Source organism: Orbaceae bacterium BiB, from assembly GCA_036251205.1.
GTDB lineage: Bacteria > Pseudomonadota > Gammaproteobacteria > Enterobacterales > Orbaceae > Orbus > Orbus mooreae.
Genome location: CP133958.1, coordinates 159233 through 181762, shown reverse-complemented (window position 1 = coordinate 181762; position 22530 = coordinate 159233). Strand labels below are relative to the sequence as shown.

Annotated in this window: 15 protein-coding genes and 1 riboswitch; of the genes, 3 read left to right on the top strand and 12 right to left on the bottom strand. The window is 34.5% G+C overall.

Annotated features, from left to right (window positions below):
• Positions 1–27: 27 nt before the first annotated feature.
• Positions 28–172, bottom strand: a riboswitch (FMN riboswitch).
• Between the two features lie 101 nt (positions 173–273).
• Positions 274–7821: an autotransporter outer membrane beta-barrel domain-containing protein gene (locus tag RHO11_00750; protein WVD61689.1), complete on the bottom strand. Its 7548-nt coding sequence runs from the start codon at positions 7819–7821 to the stop codon at positions 274–276.
• 376 nt (positions 7822–8197) lie between these two features.
• On the bottom strand, positions 8198–8905 hold the full coding sequence (locus RHO11_00745) for an epoxyqueuosine reductase QueH (protein ID WVD61688.1): 708 nt from the start codon (positions 8903–8905) through the stop codon (positions 8198–8200).
• A gap of 223 nt (positions 8906–9128) precedes the next feature.
• On the opposite strand from RHO11_00745, the gene RHO11_00740 reads away from it, so the two are divergent.
• Together RHO11_00740 and RHO11_00735 are read left to right on the top strand one after the other, a co-directional pair.
• Positions 9129–9635 carry a helix-turn-helix domain-containing protein gene (locus tag RHO11_00740; GenBank protein ID WVD61687.1) on the top strand — a complete coding sequence of 169 codons (507 nt, stop codon included), beginning with the start codon at positions 9129–9131 and terminating at the stop codon, positions 9633–9635.
• Positions 9584–10477, top strand: coding sequence for an IS3 family transposase (locus RHO11_00735; GenBank protein ID WVD61686.1), 894 nt, complete (start codon positions 9584–9586; stop codon positions 10475–10477). Before RHO11_00740 ends, RHO11_00735 begins: the two co-directional genes overlap by 52 nt.
• A gap of 65 nt (positions 10478–10542) precedes the next feature.
• Here the strand turns inward: RHO11_00735 and RHO11_00730 are convergent, their stop codons facing one another.
• The 9 genes from RHO11_00730 to RHO11_00690 form a co-directional block, all read right to left on the bottom strand.
• A complete protein-coding gene (locus tag RHO11_00730) occupies positions 10543–10959 on the bottom strand; it encodes a YgiW/YdeI family stress tolerance OB fold protein (GenBank protein ID WVD61685.1) in 417 nt (138 codons plus the stop codon).
• A 279-nt stretch (positions 10960–11238) separates the two neighbouring features.
• A complete protein-coding gene (locus tag RHO11_00725; protein WVD61684.1) occupies positions 11239–11448 on the bottom strand; it encodes a cold-shock protein in 210 nt (69 codons plus the stop codon).
• A gap of 477 nt (positions 11449–11925) precedes the next feature.
• On the bottom strand, positions 11926–12654 hold the full coding sequence (truC, locus tag RHO11_00720) for a tRNA pseudouridine(65) synthase TruC (protein WVD61683.1): 729 nt from the start codon (positions 12652–12654) through the stop codon (positions 11926–11928).
• A gap of 4 nt (positions 12655–12658) precedes the next feature.
• Positions 12659–13477, bottom strand: a complete 819-nt coding sequence (locus tag RHO11_00715; protein ID WVD61682.1) for a pyridoxal phosphatase — start codon at positions 13475–13477, stop codon at positions 12659–12661.
• A 38-nt stretch (positions 13478–13515) separates the two neighbouring features.
• Entirely contained in the window at positions 13516–14121 is a 606-nt protein-coding gene (gene recR / locus RHO11_00710) for a recombination mediator RecR (protein WVD61681.1), read from the bottom strand.
• A gap of 107 nt (positions 14122–14228) precedes the next feature.
• Positions 14229–14978: a hypothetical protein gene (locus tag RHO11_00705; GenBank protein WVD61680.1), complete on the bottom strand. Its 750-nt coding sequence runs from the start codon at positions 14976–14978 to the stop codon at positions 14229–14231.
• Between the two features lie 238 nt (positions 14979–15216).
• On the bottom strand, positions 15217–15555 hold the full coding sequence (locus tag RHO11_00700) for a YbaB/EbfC family nucleoid-associated protein (GenBank protein ID WVD61679.1): 339 nt from the start codon (positions 15553–15555) through the stop codon (positions 15217–15219).
• A gap of 56 nt (positions 15556–15611) precedes the next feature.
• Complete coding sequence (gene dnaX, locus RHO11_00695) at positions 15612–17588, bottom strand: DNA polymerase III subunit gamma/tau (protein ID WVD61678.1); 1977 nt, start codon at positions 17586–17588, stop codon at positions 15612–15614.
• 118 nt (positions 17589–17706) lie between these two features.
• Positions 17707–19635, bottom strand: a complete 1929-nt coding sequence (locus RHO11_00690; protein WVD61677.1) for a U32 family peptidase — start codon at positions 19633–19635, stop codon at positions 17707–17709.
• A 176-nt stretch (positions 19636–19811) separates the two neighbouring features.
• On the opposite strand from RHO11_00690, the gene arsC reads away from it, so the two are divergent.
• Positions 19812–20168, top strand: coding sequence for an arsenate reductase (glutaredoxin) (gene arsC, locus RHO11_00685; GenBank protein ID WVD61676.1), 357 nt, complete (start codon positions 19812–19814; stop codon positions 20166–20168).
• Positions 20169–20385: 217 nt separating this feature from the next.
• On the opposite strand, the gene rlmKL is transcribed toward arsC, so the two are convergent.
• Positions 20386–22488 carry a bifunctional 23S rRNA (guanine(2069)-N(7))-methyltransferase RlmK/23S rRNA (guanine(2445)-N(2))-methyltransferase RlmL gene (gene rlmKL / locus RHO11_00680; protein ID WVD61675.1) on the bottom strand — a complete coding sequence of 701 codons (2103 nt, stop codon included), beginning with the start codon at positions 22486–22488 and terminating at the stop codon, positions 20386–20388.
• Positions 22489–22530 lie beyond the last annotated feature (42 nt).

Here is a 22530-nt window from a genome sequence, read left to right as displayed (position 1 = left end):
TAACGATGGTTATTTGAAAGGAAAATAAGCAACTCTCTTCTATCCAGACTATCACTGTCGGCTTTGGAATTTCACCAAATCTGCTAGACCTTAATGATTTACATATCATAATCGTTAAGCGCTCGTGGGCTATACCACCGGTGGGGACTTACACCCCGCCCTGAGAATTATCAGCTAAGCTGACTGTTATACTATAATACTAAATTGATAAGAATTCACCTATTGCTATAAAAAAACCAGCACAAAGCTGGTTTTTTATCCAAAAAATAACAATTAGAAACTGTATTTTAGTCCAAGCATCATGGAAGCATTTTCATAATTATGATCACCGCGTTGACCAGCAAGATTAAACCAAACATTCGTATTTTTACGGATATTTCCTTCAATACCTACTTTCAATTCACCAATATTACGAGCACCATCTTGACCAACTGTTAACTCATTATTGAGTGTAACATCATACAATTTAGTATTATGTAACCAGTTTGCCTCAATAAATAGTTGAGCCGAATTGTTAGTTTGAGCTTGTATTGCCGCATTACTTAACATTGATGCTCTTAATCCTAAGCGAGTTTGTAAGTTACCATTATTAAAACTCACGCGAGTCCCATTACTTTCAGTAAAATCATCAGCTTTTACATTTGCCCAAGTAACTTGCGCTTTAGGCTGTAACCAAACATCATAATTACTGAGCGTTCCAGTTTTAAAAGAGTATCCTGATTCAACAGAAGCTGTTAAACCTTTTAAGTTATATTTTTCGGAAAACTCTTTGCCGCTAACCGATGCATCAAAATCATTCCATAGTGCCCAAGTATCAATATAAAGACCTGTTTTATCTTGAGCATTATCATACCATGTTGCATACAGACCATAGCTATAACCATCAATAGTACCATCTGATTTTGAATTATCGATATTGGCAACTGACTTAGTTTTACTACGGCCATAGCCAGCCATAACACCTAAATGTAATCTATTAAGACCATTAGAACTCCACTGAGCAATATCGCCACCTAGTTGAGAAACATTCCAGTTATCTTTAACGGATAAATCACCATTTGCTGCACGGTATTTGTCATAGCCGTATTGATGACGTAACCACATACTTGTGACTTTCTGCTCACCAGTAAATAAGTCTGTATATTGCGTCTCGCCTAAACGGTCATGTAGTCGTAAATTAAATAGATTATTAGCAGAGAATAAGTTCCCAATATAGCTACCTATTTCAGAACGGGTGGTTAAATCACTAAACAATACCCAGTTATTATTATTGCTTTCACTACGTTGTAGCTTATATTCATAAGCACCTGCAATAATTCGTCCTGATTGAGTAAATTCAGCATCAGATCGCCCATTCACATCAATAATAGCAATTCCGTTGATTGTACTCGCACCTAAACCACCGACTTTATTTACTGTCACCACACTACTACCCGATGAATCACCATTAATAATAAGCTTATTAATCGGTGAGCTATCATCATTCAATGTCGCATTAAAAATCAAATGACTTCCGCTGTTACCATTATAGTTATTCAACGTCACGGTATTTTCACTCACCGTTGTACTATTAGGTAACTCGCCAATATAAAAGCGACCGCTATTATTGATATCGCCATTAAAAATGACATTATCCAATCCAATTAATGATGCACCACTAGCAATATTGACCTTACTTGCCGAATAGCTATCCGTTGTTGCATTTTTATCACCACTAAAAATCATTGCGCCTGCATTAAGGTTAACTTCACCGGTATAATCTTTAGCTTGTGCTAATGTAAAACTTAATGTACCAGAATTATACTTATTCAATACACCATTACCATCAAGGATACTATTACTTAACACACTATCGTTAGAAAAATAGAGATTAAGTTCACCGTTATTCGTTAAAGTACCACTACCTAAACCGGCTTGTGAATCAAGATTAACTTTACCATTAACAGCATTAATGACATCCGCAGTCAATACTGTATTATCACCAATAATAGTTACCTGTGGTGTATGAGTTGCAGCTCTAGTTAAACTCTCATCACCTATAATTAATTTACCGGCGCCCGTTAATGAACCGGCTGAGACATATGAATCTAAATTAACTGAATCATCGGTGCCATCTTCACCGCTAATGGTGAATACTCCACCATTGAGATCAACCACAGCATCATTATTGGTATATAAACTACCAACAGTCTGATTCCAGCCATTAAGATCAAACTTAGTCCCTGCATCAAGTTGTAATAAACGAGTAAAACCTAAGGCATTATTCGCAGCAGAAATTAGTGAACTTGTATCTTTAACAAATGTTGAGCCATTATAGCTATTTGAACCACTTAATGTCACCGCTTTGCTACCACGAATCTGTAAATCACCATAACTAAAAGTACCATCTTGGTTATCATAGTCAGTAATTAGTGCATCAAGCTCATCACTTCCAGCTTTAGTTGTATCACTATTGGTAGCATCAAGAATTAATGCATTACCGTTGCCATTTGCATCATTTTTAACTTTTAATTCAACTTGAGTTAAGCCATAACCAACATAGAGTCCATCATTGTTCTCGCCTTTGGTTAATCGGGTATCATAAGTTGCTCTAGCGATAACCTCTCCATTTTGTACCAGATCACTTTTTGATGACTCGGTAATTTCATTACCATTTTCATCAATCAGCTTAATCTTACTACGATCGATATCGATATTAATTGCGCCACCAGACACGTTATCGGCTGCTACCAACTGGGTCAACACAATACCATCATCTTGTTCTAATAGTGGTAATGACATTGGTATACCAGGGTTATATATTGAACCACTAACATCGATCTGAATATTACCTTTATTTAATATTAGATTATCGACAGTAATATGGTTCTGTGATTGATCATCGGCAAGATCAATATGGCCAAAATCAATAGTACCACCACTAATATCAAGCCCTTTAATCTGCTGATCGCCATTACCAACGGAAATATAACTATTATCGCTCGCTTTAAGTGTAGCTTTCGTTAATGCTGTCGTATTAAGATTAATTGCGCTATTATCTAAAGTATATTTACTGTTAGTTAGTTCGAGAGTACCAGTAAAATCACCTGTATTAGTTGAATCATCAAAAGCAAATTCATTGAGTGGTTTACCTGAACTATCTAAATTTTGTAAATCGACTTTAAATGTCCCATTCCCCTTGAGCTGACGATCAAAGTTCGTATTACTGTTTGACCATTTGTACGTTAGCATACTGGCCGCATCAATAATGTCGTATGTCGTTACTCCAGAATTTAGGCCATCAATCGTCGCCAAATCATTTAATATGACCTGACTCTTATTATTTAAAGCAAAATAGCCAATATTGTTGATAGTATCGTCTTTATTGATCGTAAAATTAGAATTATTATTAAATACAATCTGATTGTCGCCCGCTCCACCATCTAACTTGGTAAATTGTTTGACTTGGTTGGCACCACCTAAATCATCTCCAACGACTTGATTAACAATAAATTTATCATTACCATCGCCGGTTCTAAAAATATTACCTTCGCCAATTAGAGTAACTGTATTACCCTGAGTTTTGTCATCTGGATCAGCTTGAGTACCATAACCTAACAACTCAACAGTACCATTGATCTTACCATTAGTATTGTTTGTAAAGGACATCCCATTTTCAGTTGCAGCTGTTTTTATCGCATAACTATCTTTAGCTGTCTCTTTATCTTGCGCTGTAAATTGATACTGACCAGAACTGTTTTGTGTAAAGTCACCAAATAATAGCTCACCATTATTTGTAAAATTATTCACATAACCATTATTCAAATCTACAATCACTGAATTGTTATTGGCACTGTGCAAATTACCAGATTGTGAAGCCGTTTTTGTACTACCTTTAATTTGTAACGCCGCTTTACCAGTATTACTGATGATATTGACACTTGCCGATGTATTTACATTTTGGCTTGAATCAACATAAATACCTGAACCTGTATTTTCATAAACATTGACGACAACTTTTTCATAACCGGTATTATTAATACTATTATTAGTTGTGCCAAGAACATTACCGGTTGTTGGATCAATATTTTCAAAACGGATTCCAGTACCTAAACCATAAACATTAATCACGCCTGATGTTTGTGATGATTGGCTTAAACTAACGCTTGAGTGAATACCATACCCATCTTTAACATTAATTTGTGCATTATTAGTAAACTGTATTTTCTGTAATTGTGAGCGATTTTCAATACCATTACCCGTACTACTATCTGAGTTATTATCATAAAGATCTAATACCGCACCATCCAAAATAATTTGGCTAGCACCATCAACTAAGATACCATGCGCGGCATTTTGTGCTTTCGTTATCCCAACTCCTGATAATTTAAGGCTTGCGTTATCTTTAACGTGGTAAGCTGAATCATTACTATCACCAATCGCCCAAGCAACTGGTTCATCACCATTACCAACATTATTAATGGTAGCTAGCGAATTACCGCCGCTAATTTCAACAGCAGTACCTTGAATTTTGATATATGATCCTAATTCACTGATTAATGTTCCACCACTATCGATCTTAACACCAATATTGTTTTTACTAGGTACATCGAAATCAATACTACCTTTATGAGATAATTTACCGCCATTTGTGACATAGTAGCCAATAGAGTTTTCGCCAGTAACCATTTGCGATGAGCTAGATGAGGTATCTGTTGTTAAATGTGCCGAACTCTCTAAAAAAGATGCGCCATTGTAAGCTGCAGAGTTAACACCATTAAGATCATAATACTTACCATCTACTTTCGCGAGAATGGAGTCTTTACCTGCAAATAATATTTTAGTCTCTTCCGTAATGATTGCCTTAGCACCACCTTCAATACTAATACCTTTTACATTATTACCGTTGACTTTTAAAGTAAAGCCACTTAAATCGGCCTCTGTTTGATTGCTCGATCCAGTTGCTACAGGACCATTCGTAATCACAATTAAGGTTGAATTTGTTGCGCCGTTTGAATCTAAAATAGATAATGACGGATTACTAGAACTAATAGTATTGACATTAAAGTTTGAACCACGCTCAATTCTGAAAAGCACAGAGCCATCACCGCCAAGTAATAGATCTTTATCACTATTATAAACAATTGAAGCAGCGTCTTTGATGCCCGAAATTAAAAAACCGATTTGATTATTTTTTTGACTAAAAGTGATACCTGCATGGTCAAGAATTTCAGCGCTTGCACCATCTCGAATATGGACACCGATTGCTCGATCAGCATTCATATTAATTTCAGAATCACCATTCATCGTTAACTTAGAACCATTACCTTGTACCCAAGCACCAAAACTACGTACAGATGACTCTGATCCCGTATTACTGGTAATGTTTTGACTATTTATATCAATAATACCATTTAATATAACATCGCCACCATCTTGTACCCATAATCCAGTACTACCAACATCATTTAACTGTATTTGACCATTAATTGTCGCTTTCGAATTAGAACCACTCACATAAAGTGCTTTATTATTGTTACCTGTATCCTTATCTACATTACTAACAGCAGCATTTTCTTTATTAAAAATGATTACTGAATTAGCTTTATCGGTATATTGTCCACCATTATCAACAGAGATAACATTCACATCATGCTGGCTGGCAGAGACATAAATGTCTTTATTATTAACAAGCTCAGTACCATTACCTGAAATGGTCATTGCGGTATAAGCTTTTTGATTTGAACCGCTATCACTAACATCATTGGTACTAGCATTATAAGCATAACCAATATAAATCTGACCGTTATTGACGAGCGATGCTTGATCACTTAGGCTAACAACACCATCACCTACAATAATATTATTGTTAACACTAGAAGCACCATTGACTGCGTGAGATCCGCCCACTACGCCATTATTTTCGAAAGTAGTACCATTACCGATCGCAACAACCGTTCCACCCACGATACCGTCACTCTCATTTTTGACAGTAGAGCCTTCACGAGCAATAATTCCACCATTTATTGTAGCGTTATTAACGATATTATTATTCGTTTGAGCGATGATTGAACCACCGATAGAACCAGAGTTAATTAATGAACCATTATTATTAAGAGTTATATTGCCTAAAATTGTTGCATTACTATTATTGGTAATATTAACATTATTACCGCCAATAATAGATCCAATTGAAGCACTACTTTTATTAATGATATCGGCATCTTCAGTGGTTACAGAACCTTTAATAATTCCCTCATTATCAATAAGGTTGGTTGAATTATTACCACTGCTCTTTGTACCAGTTTTTACAACAATGTCACCATTAACAACCCCTGTTTTAGATACATAAATCTCAGCATTATTTGCTAATATTGCATCCTTATTATAAGCATTAATGACACCATCAATTTTAAAAATATTATTACTATCTTTCCCTGAATCACTAAAATTGGCGCGAATCACTGAGCCTGAACTTTCTTTAGAATCAATCGTCGAATTTTCAGTAACCGTAACAACAGAACCACTTCCCGTTACAGCAACAAAATGGTTTCCTGATGTTTGTTTCAAACCAATGTCAGTATCTTTATCACTCTCAGTAACCCGATTATCAAAAGCATCTTTTAATCCTTGGTCTTGAGCCATTTGAGCTAATTCATCTTTGGTGACAGTATAAGAAATATCATAAGAAACGATATTTTTAACCGTGTATAATCCTGAAATCTGCTCATTATAAAAAGCCTGCATCGCTTCTGCCGTTGGATAATCGAGACGTACCTGTTCATTAGATTGAATATATTTGATTAATTCGTCATTGAATTTATTAAAATCATCTTCTGAATTAATATTTCTTGAGCCTAGAACTGTTGAAATATTATCGCCTTTATAAGTCACTTTATAATACGTAGCACTCGTAGATGTCGTATATTCATCTTTGTCTTTAAATGTTTGTGAGACAGATTTGCCACTTCCTAGATAATAAGATACATCTGTATCAAAAGTTAGGTTAGCGCCATCATTTACCTGAATCACGCCAGAACTGCCTTTTGAAATAGCCTCTAATTGATTATTATTCCCTTCATTGCTATTTTTGATAGTAACATCAGTACCACTACCAGAAACCTCAACTAATTGCATATCATTATATTGAGCCTCATCTGGTGTTTTTTCATAAAATTCGATTTTCATCGCATCATTAGAAATACCTGTTCCAGCCTGCGTTTTTACTAAATTATCTTTAACGGTTATTTCAAAAACCTTACCGGTTACTGGATCTGTATAATTTGACTGTTTTTCAGATATAACAGTACCTTCAGTATTACTTCCAATTAAATTATTCGGATCGTTAACTTTAAATTGACTATCACTAATCGCTGCAGCGTTATCTTGTGCTAATTGTAATTTATTTTGAGCATCATCAAGATCAGCTTGAGTTGCAGTTCCATTATTAAACGCAGTTTTTACTTGATTAAAATTACTAGTTGCATTAGTGACATCGGTATATTTTGTTTTATATAAAGCACTAAATGATTCAGCAGTAGTAATAGCATGTTTTTTTACTTCTTCACCTTTTTCGGCACTATTTAAACCACTGTCAATAGCCAAATCAATTTCCTGATTTGAACCAGTAATAGTGAGACTACCGCCTTTATTACTGTTATCAGTAGGATTATAACCTTGAGGAATACCTACACTTGCATAAGTTTGTTGACAAAGTGCGCTAAAAATAATGATTGAAGCTAATTTTAATTTATTTCCTTTTTTTGCACCTTTTGCTAATTCGGAAACAACAACCATACAACCAGTTGAATGATTTTTTAATACTTTATATATCTTATTCATGCGACCATTCCTTTGTAGTTTTTCAATCAAACTTTTATAATTAATTTGATTACTTTTTACACTAATTGATTACATATTCTACAATAGATGTACTAAATAAAATATGAACAAGCTAGATATATAAATAAAGAATAAAAAAGAATTGTAAATAAAAATTAAGTAATAATAACGTATTTAAATAGAAACGATCATAATCCTTAAAAATGGATTAATTTAACTTAACAGATTAAATCGGAATAAGATGGTTATTAAATAATTCATTGATTATTTAATTGGTTATAAAAAATTCGCTATATTGAACAATAAGATCATCATACAAAATTAATATAGCGAAATATAAAAATTATTAGAATAATAAGAAATAGTATAGTGCTATTTATAAATTCTCTTTAGCATGTTTGATAACAGTTTTAAAATCAATTCCCTGCTCTTTCGCAGCAAAAATACAGCCACAATAACATTGCCGATAGACATCATATTCTTTACATATTTCAATCGATCTTTTATAGCCATTATTTTTTTTGAAATCGGAAGGAAGATATTTAACAGCAAAAAACTCTTGTATTTCAAACCCTAGTTCATTTATTTTTTGGCTATTCTTTTTCGGGCTTAATGTTAAAGCACTTGCAAAATAATCAAACCCCAGTTCATTTGCTTTAATTGCAGCTAAATCCAATCTCATTTTATAACATAGATGACAACGGGTACCACCTTCTGGCTCATCACGCAGATGTTCCACCTGTTTAATAAATTCGGCGGGTTTATAAGGTGCTTCAAGATATTGAACGTTATTACCCGTTTTTTGGTTAAAATCTTTAATAAATTTTTGTTGGACTTTACTGCGATATTGATATTCAACAGCTGGATGAATATTAGAATTAGCAAAATAAATAGTGATATCAGCATACTGACATAGGTACTCCAGCACATAAGTGCTACATGGGGCACAGCAACTATGAATTAAAACTTTAGGTTTAGTGGGTTCTAATAGCCATGATTCAATCATTTTTTGCAAAATAGAGTCATAATTAATTTTATTATTAGGATTAAGATTTTCTAAAAATTTACTCGCATTAATTAACATTGGGGACCACAACTTTAGACGTTATTACAAAAACAATAGTTATTTATTGACTGTTCTTTTTACAGCGAATGACAACACTTAGCTGTAAGTGAGCTAGCATATCACATTCATCTTATCGATTATATAAAATCACACAGCTATTATGAGGAAATGGAACAATAAAAAACCGCCCAGTATGAAGAGACCCCCAATAGTTGGACAACCAATTACAGGGGGTCTTTTTATGTCAAAATACAGTCGAGATTTAAAAATTATCATTGCTAATGAATTCTTAGCAGGAGAATCGTCCGAAACACTTTCAAAAAGGTATGCTATTTCTTCTCGCCAAATAAGGTATTGGTCGCAGGTAGTGGCGATTCATGGTGATAAATCCTTTCAATCAACAGCCCATTTACGTCACGCACAAGCCAGATTACAGGCCCTAAAATTAATGTGGACAAATGATTGGTCTCTCGGGCACACCAGTGCTATGCTTAATTTAGCCTCTCCTGGGCTTTTATTCGTTTGGCTTGATAGATATCGTGAAAAAGGATTCAGCGGGCTTGAGTATCAATCTAGAGGAAAACCATCCATGAAACCATCACGTATTGTATCGACTCATTGTAATGATGAAAAAACAGTTGAAGAATTAAAAGAAGAGATAGCTTATTTACAAGCGGAAAACGCTGTTCTAAAAAAGTGGGAGGAGCTAAGACAAACGAAACGACAACAAACAAAGAAAAAACGTTAGTTGTTTTAGCGCTTAAATCTCAATATCCCTTAAAACATTTGCTGTCAGTAATACAGCTAGCAAAAAGTGTATTTTATTATCATGTTAATAGGCTGAAAAAGCCATCGCCTTATGAGAAGGAATTAAAGCGTATTGAAGCGATTTACCATGAACATAAAGGGCGTTATGGTTATCGCCGAATTCATTTATCTTTAATCAATGAGGGGAGCAGGCTCAATCATAAAACGGTACAGCGATTAATGAGGGAGCTTAATCTTAAATCAACAGTAAGACCCAAAAAATATCGCTCTTATCGTGTCGAGATGGGTAAAACGGCACCCAATCGTCTTAAGAGAAAATTTAAAGTGTCAAAACCGAATAAAAAATGGGTAACCGATGTCACTGAATTTAAAGTCAATGAACAGAAAATTTATCTATCGCCCATTATTGATTTATACAACCAAGAGGTGATTGCTTATAGTGTGGCTAAGAATGCACGTTTGACTTTAGTCACCGATATGCTTAAAAAAGGGATATCACGATTAAAAAACAAACAAAACCCCTTGCTACATAGTGACCAGGGCTGGCAATATAGAAATCCTATTTATCAGAAGCAACTTGCTGATAATGGTATAAAGCAAGGTATGTCAAGAAAAGGGAATTGCTTAGATAATGCTGTTGCTGAAAACTTTTTTGGACTATTAAAATCAGAAATGTATCATGGGCAACATTTTAAAGATGCGGATGAATTGATTGAAAAAATAGAAGAATATATAGAATACTACAACACGAAACGGATTAAAGTTAAATTAAAAGGCCTGACTCCGGTAGCATACCGAAACCAAGCCTTACGAGCTACTTAACTAAAGTGTCCAACTTTATGGGGTCACTTCAATTAAGCGGTTATATAATGTTAAGAATAGATAAATTATGGTTTTGGATTTATCACTTTAATGCTTTTAACATCAATCTCAATCGAGTTCCAATCTTTATCAACTTTACCTGCGATCTCAACCAAATCTGTTGGTGATACCACTTGTCCTCTCCAACGTTTGTGATCTATTTCAACTTGAATTTCGCCGGTACTATCTTTAAAAATATAATCTTCTTTACCAACTTGTTTAATAATATTGCCTTTTAATAGTACAAAAGAGTCATCAGTTAGCTGTTTTACTTGTTCAACCGTTGTTGCTGAAATTAAACCACCATTAAATCCGCCCATGGTATGGGTCATACTGTTTTCCATTGGTTGTTCCATGAAGCCACCACGATTATCATGTTTAGCTAAAGCAGCCCCAGAAACACCTAATGTTGCAATTAGAACGAGTGGAATTAATTTTTTCATCTCTATATCCTCTTTTAATTGAATTTAATATCTCACTTTTACGAGATTCATTAAACCAAATAAATATTAAGAAAATATTAATTTTTATCTTAATAAAATTTTTATATTATTTAAAAAAGAAGAGTTAATATAAATTACATAATCAGGTAATTTTAGGTAAAAAAAAAGCCTTTGTTATAAACAAAGGCTCTATGCTAACCTTATTAATCAACCAAATTTTGTAATTCTAATTGAATTTTGCGGTTTTTCTTTTTAGTAAGAAAATAATATTTTTTCATATTACACAACTATAACATTATTAGCGGCAGGTCCTTTCGCACCTTCACCTACAGTAAATTCGACCTTTTGGCTCTCATGTAAAGTTTTAAATCCATCACCAACTAATGATGAGAAATGAACAAATAGATCTTTACTTCCATCATCAGGTGTAATAAATCCAAAACCTTTACTTTCATTAAACCATTTTACTAAACCAGTTTTCTTTGACATTTAAATATATCCTTTAATAATTACAATAATACCAACAATGTTGGTTGATTTACACACTACCATTACGTCACATCATTAATATTAAGAGAATAGATTTAAAACAAGAAAGGAATTATTTTTGACTAAAAACTTGGTATTTTATATGTTGCTCTATGCAGGCTGTCTGCGTGAAGCTATTAGCTCATATTTTAACATTTAAAGCAAGCTTTATTTTAATCGACACGATTGAGAATGTATTTTCTGATAATTCTCTATTTCATGTTTGATTTAATAATCAAGATAAACTTATCTATAGAATCACATTCTATTTACATTTATTAAACACAATAATCAGGTTATTTAATAAGTTATTACAGTTTCTTTTCAGACAAAATTAATAAAAAGATAGATAATAGGACTCAATGATTATTCATTGTTTTCCTATTCCTTATCATCCTTTGCGAACTATTTATTAGTTCGCTTTTTTTATGTGAAAAATTAGCTGGCCGTCGTAGTGTGTGGATTAAATTGAGATAAAATATCGAGCCACTGCGTATCAAGTGGAGCTTGGATAACAAGACGCGCTTGTGAAATAGGATGCTCAAATGCTAATTCACTAGCATGTAACATGAGACGTTTGATATCAAAGTATTGGCTAAAAGCTCGATTTTGATGTAAATCACCATGCTTGCTGTCACCTAAAATAGGGTGAAAAATATGTTTCATATGGCGACGAAGTTGATGCTTACGCCCAGTATGGGGCTTTAGTTCAATAAAACTATAACGAGCTGTGCTATGTTTACCTACTGCGATAGGAAGTTCAATAGTGCTAATTGGAGCATAATCAGTTATAGCACTTTGTGCTGGGCGATTTTTATCGGCAAATTTATCAGCAATCTTATCTAACTCTTCAACTAGCGGATAATCGATATGACCAGATTGAGTAATAAATCCGCGCACTATGGCATGATATGTTTTTTGTGGCTGGCGAGAAGCAAATTGCTGAGCAAGTAAATTAGCAATTTCAGCTGATAACGCAAATAATAGTACTCCGGAAGTTGGTCTATCGAGTCGATGGACAGGAAAAACATGTTGACCTATCTGATCACGCAACGTTTGCATAACGACAACTTTTTCATGACGATCAAGCCAGCTACGATGAACAAGCCAACCTGATGGCTTATTTATCGCAACCAAATACTGATCATGATATAAAATATCAAACATATAATTATAAGAAGAGTCGGGTTAATTCAGTCGCAATACTAGGTGAATTATTATCGCCAATAACATGGTCAGCTTGGGCTTTAATCTCATCATCAGCATTTCCCATAGCAATCCCTAATCCAGCTTTAGTTAACATACTAATATCATTATAACTATCACCAAACGCAACAATATCGCTTAACGCAACGCCTTCACGTTTTGCCCAATTAGCAAGCCCATTACCTTTACTATTACCTTTTAAGGCCACATCAGCACGGTTAGACCATGACCATTCGCATTCAAATTGACCTTGTTCCTCAATCGCTTTAGAGAAAGCTTGCAGTGCAGGAATATCATGAGAGCTAGTTGCAAATTTAAAAATTTCGGCAGAATTATCAATAATATCGATAAAATTATCTACTTTTAAGATTTCGGGTTGTAATGTAACAGGCAAACTATCAACCCATTTAAATAATCCCTGTAAATGATCATCTAAAACTTCATAAGTCATGTGGCTATTGTTATAAAGTAAAGTATGAATATTATATTCATTCACTAAACTTAAAATAGTTTTAGCTTGCTGTTTTGATAACGAATTGTGATCATAATAACACTGCTTAGTAAAATCATATAGATACGTTCCATTACAGCAAATTGTTGCAGTATCTAATTGTAATTGATGATAATACGGATAAATAATACTATGATGACGACCCGTTACTAAAATGACTTTAATCCCTTTTTGTTTTAGTTGTTGAATCACATTTACCGTTTCAGGTAGTATCATGCGATTATTATTTAATAACGTCCCATCCATATCAAAGGCAACAGCTTTATAAGTCATAATATCCTCGTCATATTCATAAAATATTAATAATTTTGTTAAAGATCGATTTTTTGACGGCCTAAAAATGAGTGAGATAGCGTTGTACCATCAACCATTTCCAGTTCACCACCAATAGGTACGCCATGCGCAATACGCGTCGCAACGATACCAATGTCACTACACATTTGAGCAATATAATTAGCTGTCGCCTCCCCTTCAATCGTTGGGTTAGTGGCTAAAATCACTTCAGAAATCGGCTCTTTTTGTAATCGAATATTTAATTTATCCAAACCGATATCATTCGGCCCAATACCATCTAATGGGGAGAGATGACCTAATAAAACAAAATAACGACCACTATATTGCCCGGTTTGTTCGATCGCAACAATATCAGATGGTGTTTCAACAATGCACAATTGTCCACTTTGTTGACGTCTAGCATTCGCACAAATAGAACATACTTCTTGTTCAGTAAAGGTTCGACAATCTTGACAATGACCAATATTGATCATCGCTTCATGTAGTACATGGGCAAGTTCAACGCCACCTTTACGATTGCGTTGTAAAAGATGAAATGCCATACGCTGAGCACTTTTTGGTCCTACACCAGGTAAACATCGTAAGTTATCAATTAAGGATTGTAATAAAGGACTAATTTGCATCTAACTACCAAGATTTAAGTTCGTTTAACATAGAGTGAATACGCATTAATCTGCGTTAAAATTTTGAGCTAACATAATACTGCTTTTTTAAATTGTTGTACAAAATATTATGCCAAATAACGTCTTAATGTGAATTTAGTCAAAAAGTAGAGCAAAACATAGCAGATGATAAACCACACTAAAAGTATCACGATACTATTAAATGCCAAGAAAAGTGGCATAATAAAAAATAGAACAAGCATAACGAGAAAGCTAAATAGAACAACCGTAATTCCACTTGCTGTTAATAAACCAGAAATCGGTAACCAATTGCGAGTTCTAATAAATTTTTGACTGGTATAATATAAAAAAATGTAATTCAATCCTAATGAGACAAAGGAAAAAATAAAAATCGTAACATAATAGTCACTAATCATCACTTTAACTTCATCAATCGATGATAAAAGATTAAAACAAAAGTTCCACACAAGACCATTGATAACACAACAAAAAACAGAGGAGAATATAATCGCATAGAACTTACGACGATCTTGCTCGCTCGTCTGACTACTGAGCTGCTGTGCACCCATTAACTGTTGTTGATAAGTCTGAGTAAGGCTATCAATAAGTGGTGTTGCAAAAAATCGCCGACTAAACTTCATTACACAATATAAAATTAAGCCAATGCAGATAAATAACCAAAGATTAGTAGCAATTTTTATCCATGAATACACCATAGCATAAGAATCTAATACATTGCTGTTATTATATTGATGATAAATATAAGTAAATTGACGTAAAAATAATAAGGTCGATAGCTGGAGTAATAAATACTCAATAACTAAATAAATAATCACAAAAATAACCGCTAATGCCATGACCCTTAGCTTATTTTTACGAATATAAAAATAGATTTTATTTTGATAAAAAAAGATATTACTTAAAATAAAAATAAAGAAAAATGATGTTAGATCATTTAACGCAGTTAGACAAATATGATAAAAATCAAAAAAATCTTCTGTATATGCTAGCCTCAATAATACTATTTGGGCTAGCAATAGTACCACATAAAAACTTATCGAAAATAAGCTGGGTAAGCGATAAAGCATAAATCGCTTAAAATGGCATTTTAAAACCTGGTGGTAATTGCATTCCACCAGTTACCTGTGACATTTTCTCTTTCTGCGCTTCATCTAAACGACGGCTCGCATCATTATAAGCTGCAGCAATTAAATCTTCTAACATCTCTTTATCATCATCGGTTAATAGTGATGGATCAATCTCAACACGTCGACAATTATGTGCACCATTTACAGTAATTTTCACCATGCCTGCACCTGATTCACCAGTTACTTCCATTTGGGCGATCTCTTCTTGCACTTTTTGCATACGCGTTTGCATTTGCTGTGCTTGTTTCATCAAATTACCCAGACCACCTTTACCACCAGAAAACATGATTAATTCCTCTTAAAATAGTTACTACGCTAACTTCTTAAATACTAAAATCAGCATTATACAGGACGAATACTATTTTCATCAATTCTAGCTTCAAAAAATTGGCAAATCATTGCAATTTTACTATCTTCCTGAATTAATTGTTTAGCTTCCGCTAATTTCATTTGATAAATATTTTCTCTAACTTCTAAAGGCGTTAAATGCGTTGTATCATCATCAATCACGGCTGTTAATGTCACTTCATATCCGCGAGACGCAGATAAAATAGTCGCTAATCGTTTAATATTATTATCATTGCGCCCTAAATGTGCTAATGCAGAACGCAAATGTAATACTAATTTTGTTTGATCAACTTGCTCTAAATAAGAGTTTACTGCAATTTGTTTAATTAACGGCGGCATTGTGAGCATTTCGATTTCAGCACTCCAAGGGTCAATTTTAACGGCTTCATCAATCAGCTTTTTATTTAACTCGGCTGTTTTTTCGTGTTCAAATGCCTGTTTAACATCTTTAGCATTAAGCTTAGAATCGGTACTCGGTGTAAAATGTTCACTAAATTGCCACTGATAAGTTTCAGCTGTTTCATCAACTGAAATCGTTTCATCTTTACTCTCTTTTTCAGTAACAGCTCTTTGAACTATTTGCTGCTGTAGTGATGATTCAGGTTGAGAGCGGCGTTCAACCTGTTCAGACTTTTTTACTGATTTTTCGCTCTCAATAACTTGCTGTCTTGCAGCTAAAATACTTTTAGTCACATCAGAAACATGATTATCAACATCTGATGTTATCGATTGTTGAGCTACTTTGTCAGTTACAACGGCAGTATTTGGTGGTAAAACAGGAGCACTAGACTCTCGCTCTGTCGGAATAGGACAACTTTGCTCGGCTTTTTTATTATTAGCCAAAGTCATCGATTTAACATCCGTTTGTTTGCTCGTGGTTTGCAATGATTTAGGGATAAAGGCAAGTGCCCGTAAAAAACTCATCTCAACACCAATTTTTTTATCTGGTGCATACATAAGTTCTTTCCTACCCATTAGTAGAATCTGATAAAAGAGTTGAATATCATTAGGTGAAACATGCTGAGCTAAATAACGCATACGCTCTTCATAATCACTGTAATCACCAATCGCACTAGGTACAATTTGTAATAATGATATTTGATGTAATAACGTTGATGTTTCGGTTAATAAATTATCCCAGTCAACACCTTGTTTAGCCGCCAATTGAATTTGTTGCATTAACCCATTACCATCACCTTGATATAAAGCTTCAATCAACTCAAATGGCAGATTTTTATCGAGAGTACCAAGCATCACACTCACCGAAGCTGTATCAATTTGTCCATTGCCCAATGCAATTGATTGATCGGTTAAACTTAATGCATCACGCATACTACCATTGGCAGCTTTTGCCAGTAATTGCACAGCCTTATCTTCGGCGTTAATGAGCTCGGCACTTAATACTTTAATCAGTTGTTGCTTAATCAAATCCGTATCAAGCACACTCAGATGCAGATGTAAGCAACGTGATAAAATCGTGATTGGTAATTTTTGCGGATCAGTTGTAGCAAGAAGAAACTTCACATGCTCAGGTGGCTCTTCTAACGTCTTCAATAAGGCATTAAAACTGCTACGAGACAACATATGAACTTCATCAATCAAGTAAACTTTAAAGCGACCTTTAGTGGGTAGATATTGCACGTTATCAAGAATTTCACGTGTATCTTCAACTTTAGTACGTGACGCGGCATCAATCTCCAGTAAATCGATAAAACGTCCCTGTTCGATATCTTTACAATTATCACATTCGCCACAAGGATCGGCCGTAATGCCTTTTTCACAATTCAGTCCTTTAGCCAATAACCGAGCAATTGATGTTTTACCAACACCTCGAGTACCAGAAAAAAGATAAGCATGATGAACCCGTCCCAAAGAAAGGGCATTGGCTAATACGGTTAACACATGTTGTTGACCAACAACATCCGTAAACGATTTTGGACGCCATTTTCTAGCTAATACTTGATAACTCATAATATAACGATCACCATACGTTTTAGAACTACATGCTTTTTAGTATAACATAAAATTATGGGGAATTTAGTGCCCCATTTTTCTTAATTATTGAGAAAATAAAAATAGTTGCGACAATTTATTTCTGTAAGAAAATAATCTCACTGCCCGATAATGGCATCTTTAAAATATGTGATTTTATTTTACCCCAAACTTGCATTTCACAGGCCTTACAATTGAATTTAAGTGTTAACTCTTCATTATTGTGAATTAACTTCATCGGAGTTACTTTGGTTCTTACACCTTGTATCCCCTTAGCCTGTTTTGGACACAAATTAAACGCAAAACGTAAGCAGTGCTTAGTTATCATTAATGGGGCATTATCCTTCACTTGATGAGCTTCATAAGCGCTTTCAATTAATTCAACACCATGACGTTGGTAGAATTCTCTTGCCTTATGATTATATACATTAGCCAAGAAAGTAAGCTGAGTTTCAGGATAAACAGGTAACGGTTCAACCATTGCTTTACGAGATCGACGAGGATAAGACGCCAAACGTTGTTTAGTTAATTTATCAATAGTATCGCGTCTTAATTGATTTAACTGGCTACTAGGAATAAAACAGATCGTTGATAAATCTAGATTAACAGATTTTGCGTAATAAATACTTTGCCCAAGTTTAGCCAGATTATCCGTTAAATTTTTAGCGGCTTTATCTGCTTGCTGCGCAGCATCGAAATTACCCGCTAGTGTCACAACGGCATCAATCCCCTCCTCACTTTTCGCAATTAATGTAATGTCATCCGGATGATCAGTTAAAGTCAAATCAACACCAATACGACGTTTACTAGACTCTTTTAATAAACTTTGTTGCCAATGATGATCTAAATTACGATTGACCGTAACAGGTAACTTAATCGTTAATAAGGAAGGCGGTAACTCGTTAGGAAAGATACGATAACTATCAGCAGAGAGTTTTTCAACTTTATCTGCACGGAAACCAACAATTTCGCGTTTAACTAATACATTTAAGCCATCACCATTCACTAATGGCTGTTTAGTTTTGATTTCTAGAGATTGGTTAGCAACTTTCGTGATCTCACCGATTTGCAAACCAATAAATTTAGGTGAATCAAAAGCACCAATATTATCTTTTCGCCCATGAACAAAATAATCTGTTGCACCACGGTGAAAAGTACGATTAGGATCAGGAACAAAAAAACATTCTGTTGTTCCACTAGAAGCGCGTTGTAAATCAGGGCGTTGTGTTAAAATGTCATCGAGTTTTTTACGATAAAATGCAGTAATATTTTTAACATAACTCAAATCTTTGTAACGACCCTCAATTTTAAACGAGCGAACGCCAGCATTGATTAACTCATTCAAATTCGCAGATTGATTATTATCTTTCATGGATAATAAGTGCTTATCATAAGCAACAACACGACCTTGGTCATCTTTTAGTGTATAAGGTAAACGACAAGCTTGTGAACAATCACCACGGTTCGCACTACGTCCTGTTTGCGCATGAGAGATATAACATAATCCAGAAAAAGCAACACATAACGCGCCATGTACAAAATATTCAATATTAGCGTCCGTTTGTTGACTAATCGCGCTAATCTCGGGTAAATCAAGTTCCCTTGCAAGAACAATTTGTGAAAATCCTACATCAGATAAAAATTTGGCTTTTTCTGGGGTACGAATATCCATCTGTGTACTGGCATGTAAGTCAATTGGCGGAATATCAAGCGCTAAAATACCCATATCTTGCACAATCAACGCATCAACACCAACGTTATAATACTGATGTATTAACTCTCTTGCTGGTTCTAATTCATTATCATGCAAAATTGTATTTAACGTTACAAACACTTTCGCATAATATTGATGGGCAAATTCGACTAATTTGGCAATATCATTTAACGCATTACCGGCATGATGTCTAGCACCAAAGCTAGGGCCGCCAATATATACAGCATCAGCGCCATGCAAAATAGCTTGTTGAGCAATTTCAAGATTTTTGGCTGGACTAAGTAATTCAAGTTGATTATGTAATTGGATCATAGAATATTCGCTGAAAAAGAGACTGACGGATTATACCTGTATTTTAAACAGAATTGAATGCTCAAAAATATCGTTTAAACATTGTACCAATGAAACGATTATATAGACTGATAAATATCACTATTATCATTTCAATGTTATATTTCTACACTACTATGTTATAAAGGAGCCTTTATATGTCTACCACTACCATTTATCATAATCCTAAATGTTCTAAAAGTAGAGAAACACTAGCATTATTACAATCACATCATGTTGAACCTAACGTAGTTTTGTATTTAGAACATCCGCCAACCGTGAGCACAATCAAGCAACTACTGAACCAACTCGGATTTACCTCAGCCAGACAACTCATGCGTACAAAAGAGGATCTTTATAAAGAGTTAAACTTAGACGATGAAACACTAACAGAAGAGGCTCTTATTAACGCGATGCATCAACATCCAGAATTGATTGAACGGCCAATCGTTATCGTTAAAAACCGTGCAAAAATAGGACGACCACCAGAAAATGTATTAACTTTAATTGAGTAATCATCAGTTATGATCAGCTAAAATAAGAAAACGGCTTCACATAAAAATACAGCATGAAGCCTTTTTTAAGCAGGATCGTACTTAACACTTCAATTCAAGAACTACTTTTACACTAGATTAATACTACACAGCAATATTTTAACGAAGATTTGCTAATTAATAAGTGAATAGTAACAAAATAGAATAATAAAAAGGGACGTTTCCATCCCTCTATTTTTTAAGATTCTTTGATTAAAAAACAGCAATGAATCTGTTTATTACGTTTAAAATCTAACGAAATAGTTTGTTGCGTTATATCTTTCGCTGACAGTCCTAATTCACGTAATCCATCATAATCGAGCTTAAAGCCACGCCGATTATTAGAAAACATAATTACCCCGTTTGGACGTAATAAGCGCTTTAGATTCTTCATTAACTCAAGATGATCACGTTGTACATCAAATGTATCGCTCATCCTTTTTGAATTAGAAAATGTCGGAGGATCGATAAAAATAACATCAAATTGTTCATCACTCTCACGTAAATAAAATAGGCAATCAGCTTGAATTAATCGATGTTTTTTACCAACTAAACCATTTTGTTTAAAATTACGTTCAGCCCACTCCAAATATGTTCTAGACATATCAACGGTAGTAGTTGTTCTTGCGCCACCAAGGCCTGCGTAAACTGTTGCACTACCAGTGTAAGAAAAGAGGTTTAAAAAGTCTTTATTTTGGCACATTTCACCAATCATTTTACGTGCAATGCGGTGATCTAAAAACAATCCTGTATCCAAATAATCAGTCAAATTAACCCAAAACTGCGCGTTATACTCTTTAACTAAAAAATAGTCCTGCTTTTGTGCCAATGTTTGGTACTGTTTTTTACCTTTTTGTCGCTCACGCATTTTAAAAATTAATTGATTAGCATTAAGCCCTAATACTGACATTGTGGCATTGATAATATCATATAAGCGCTGTTTCGCTTTTTGTAGATCAACTGTTTTGGGTGGAGCATACTCTTGGACAATAACTTTATCTTTATAGCGATCAATGGCTACATTATATTCGGGTAAATCAGCATCATATAAACGATAGCATTCTATCCCCTCCTGTTTTGCCCATTTTACTAATTTCTGCTCATTTTTACGCAAACGATTAGCAAAATCTTCAGCGGGGATCGTATTAGCAATCGTTTGGTTCTGCTCACGCTTAGCTATTGAGTAATTTTTTTGTACACAATCAAGTGGACCATTTTTAGCTTGAAACTGTCGCTCTGCTCGCATTTGCAAACAATCAAGTAACTGAGGAGCCGCACTAAATAATGATAAATGCCAACCACCAAAATAGGTTTTAATTCGTTGACCTAACGCAGTATGTAAAGCAATTAAAGCGGGTTCACTTTCCAGTCTTTCACCATATGGCGGATTACTAACAATTACCCCACAACCGTCGACAATAGGATTTGTTAAATGAGTCACATCTTGTAGCGTAAAATTAATCCAATCACCAACACCTGCACTATTGGCATTATGCTGTGCTTTCTGAATGACACTAGGATCATTATCGTAACCATAAAATAGTGTTGTCGCCGTCTTGATAATTTTTTCATTAGCTTCAGCAACGACACTATTCCATAGAGCTGAATTAAATCCTAACCAAGATATAAAACCCCAATGTTTCCGTTTTAGCCCAGGAGCAATATTGGCCGCCATCATTGCCGCTTCGATTAATAATGTTCCAGAACCACACATTGGATCAATTAACGGTTGGCCAATTTGCCAAGATGAGCGTAATACAATCGCTGCGGCTAAGTTTTCTTTAAGTGGCGCTTCACCCGTTTTATCACGATAACCACGTTGGTGCAGACTTTCGCCAGTCAAATCTAAGGAAATAATGACACGATTTTTATTTAAAAAGACATTAATACGAATATCGGGATTATCTTTGGTCACATTCGGGCGTTCTGACATTTTTCGACTAAAACAGTCAACAATCGCATCTTTAACTTTTAAAGCACCGTATTGGCTGTTACGAATAAACTCATTAGCGCCAGTAAAATTGATCATAAATGTGGCATCAACATTAAAAATCGTTGGCCAATTAATATTAAGTGTACAACTATAAAGATCTAAATCACTATAAATATCAAATTCAGCGAGCGGTAAAAAAATACGAGAAGCAAGTCTGGACCAAAGTAATGAGCGATATAAAGTAGGTTCATCAGCGTCAAAATAGACACCACCTTGTGCAACTTGACAAGACGTCGCACCAATATCAGATAACTCTTTTTTTAATAATTCTTCAAGCCCTCTTGGGCTACTAGCAAATAGTCGGTTCATTAATAATCTACAATTCAATCTATCATTCAATAAAGTTGCTGC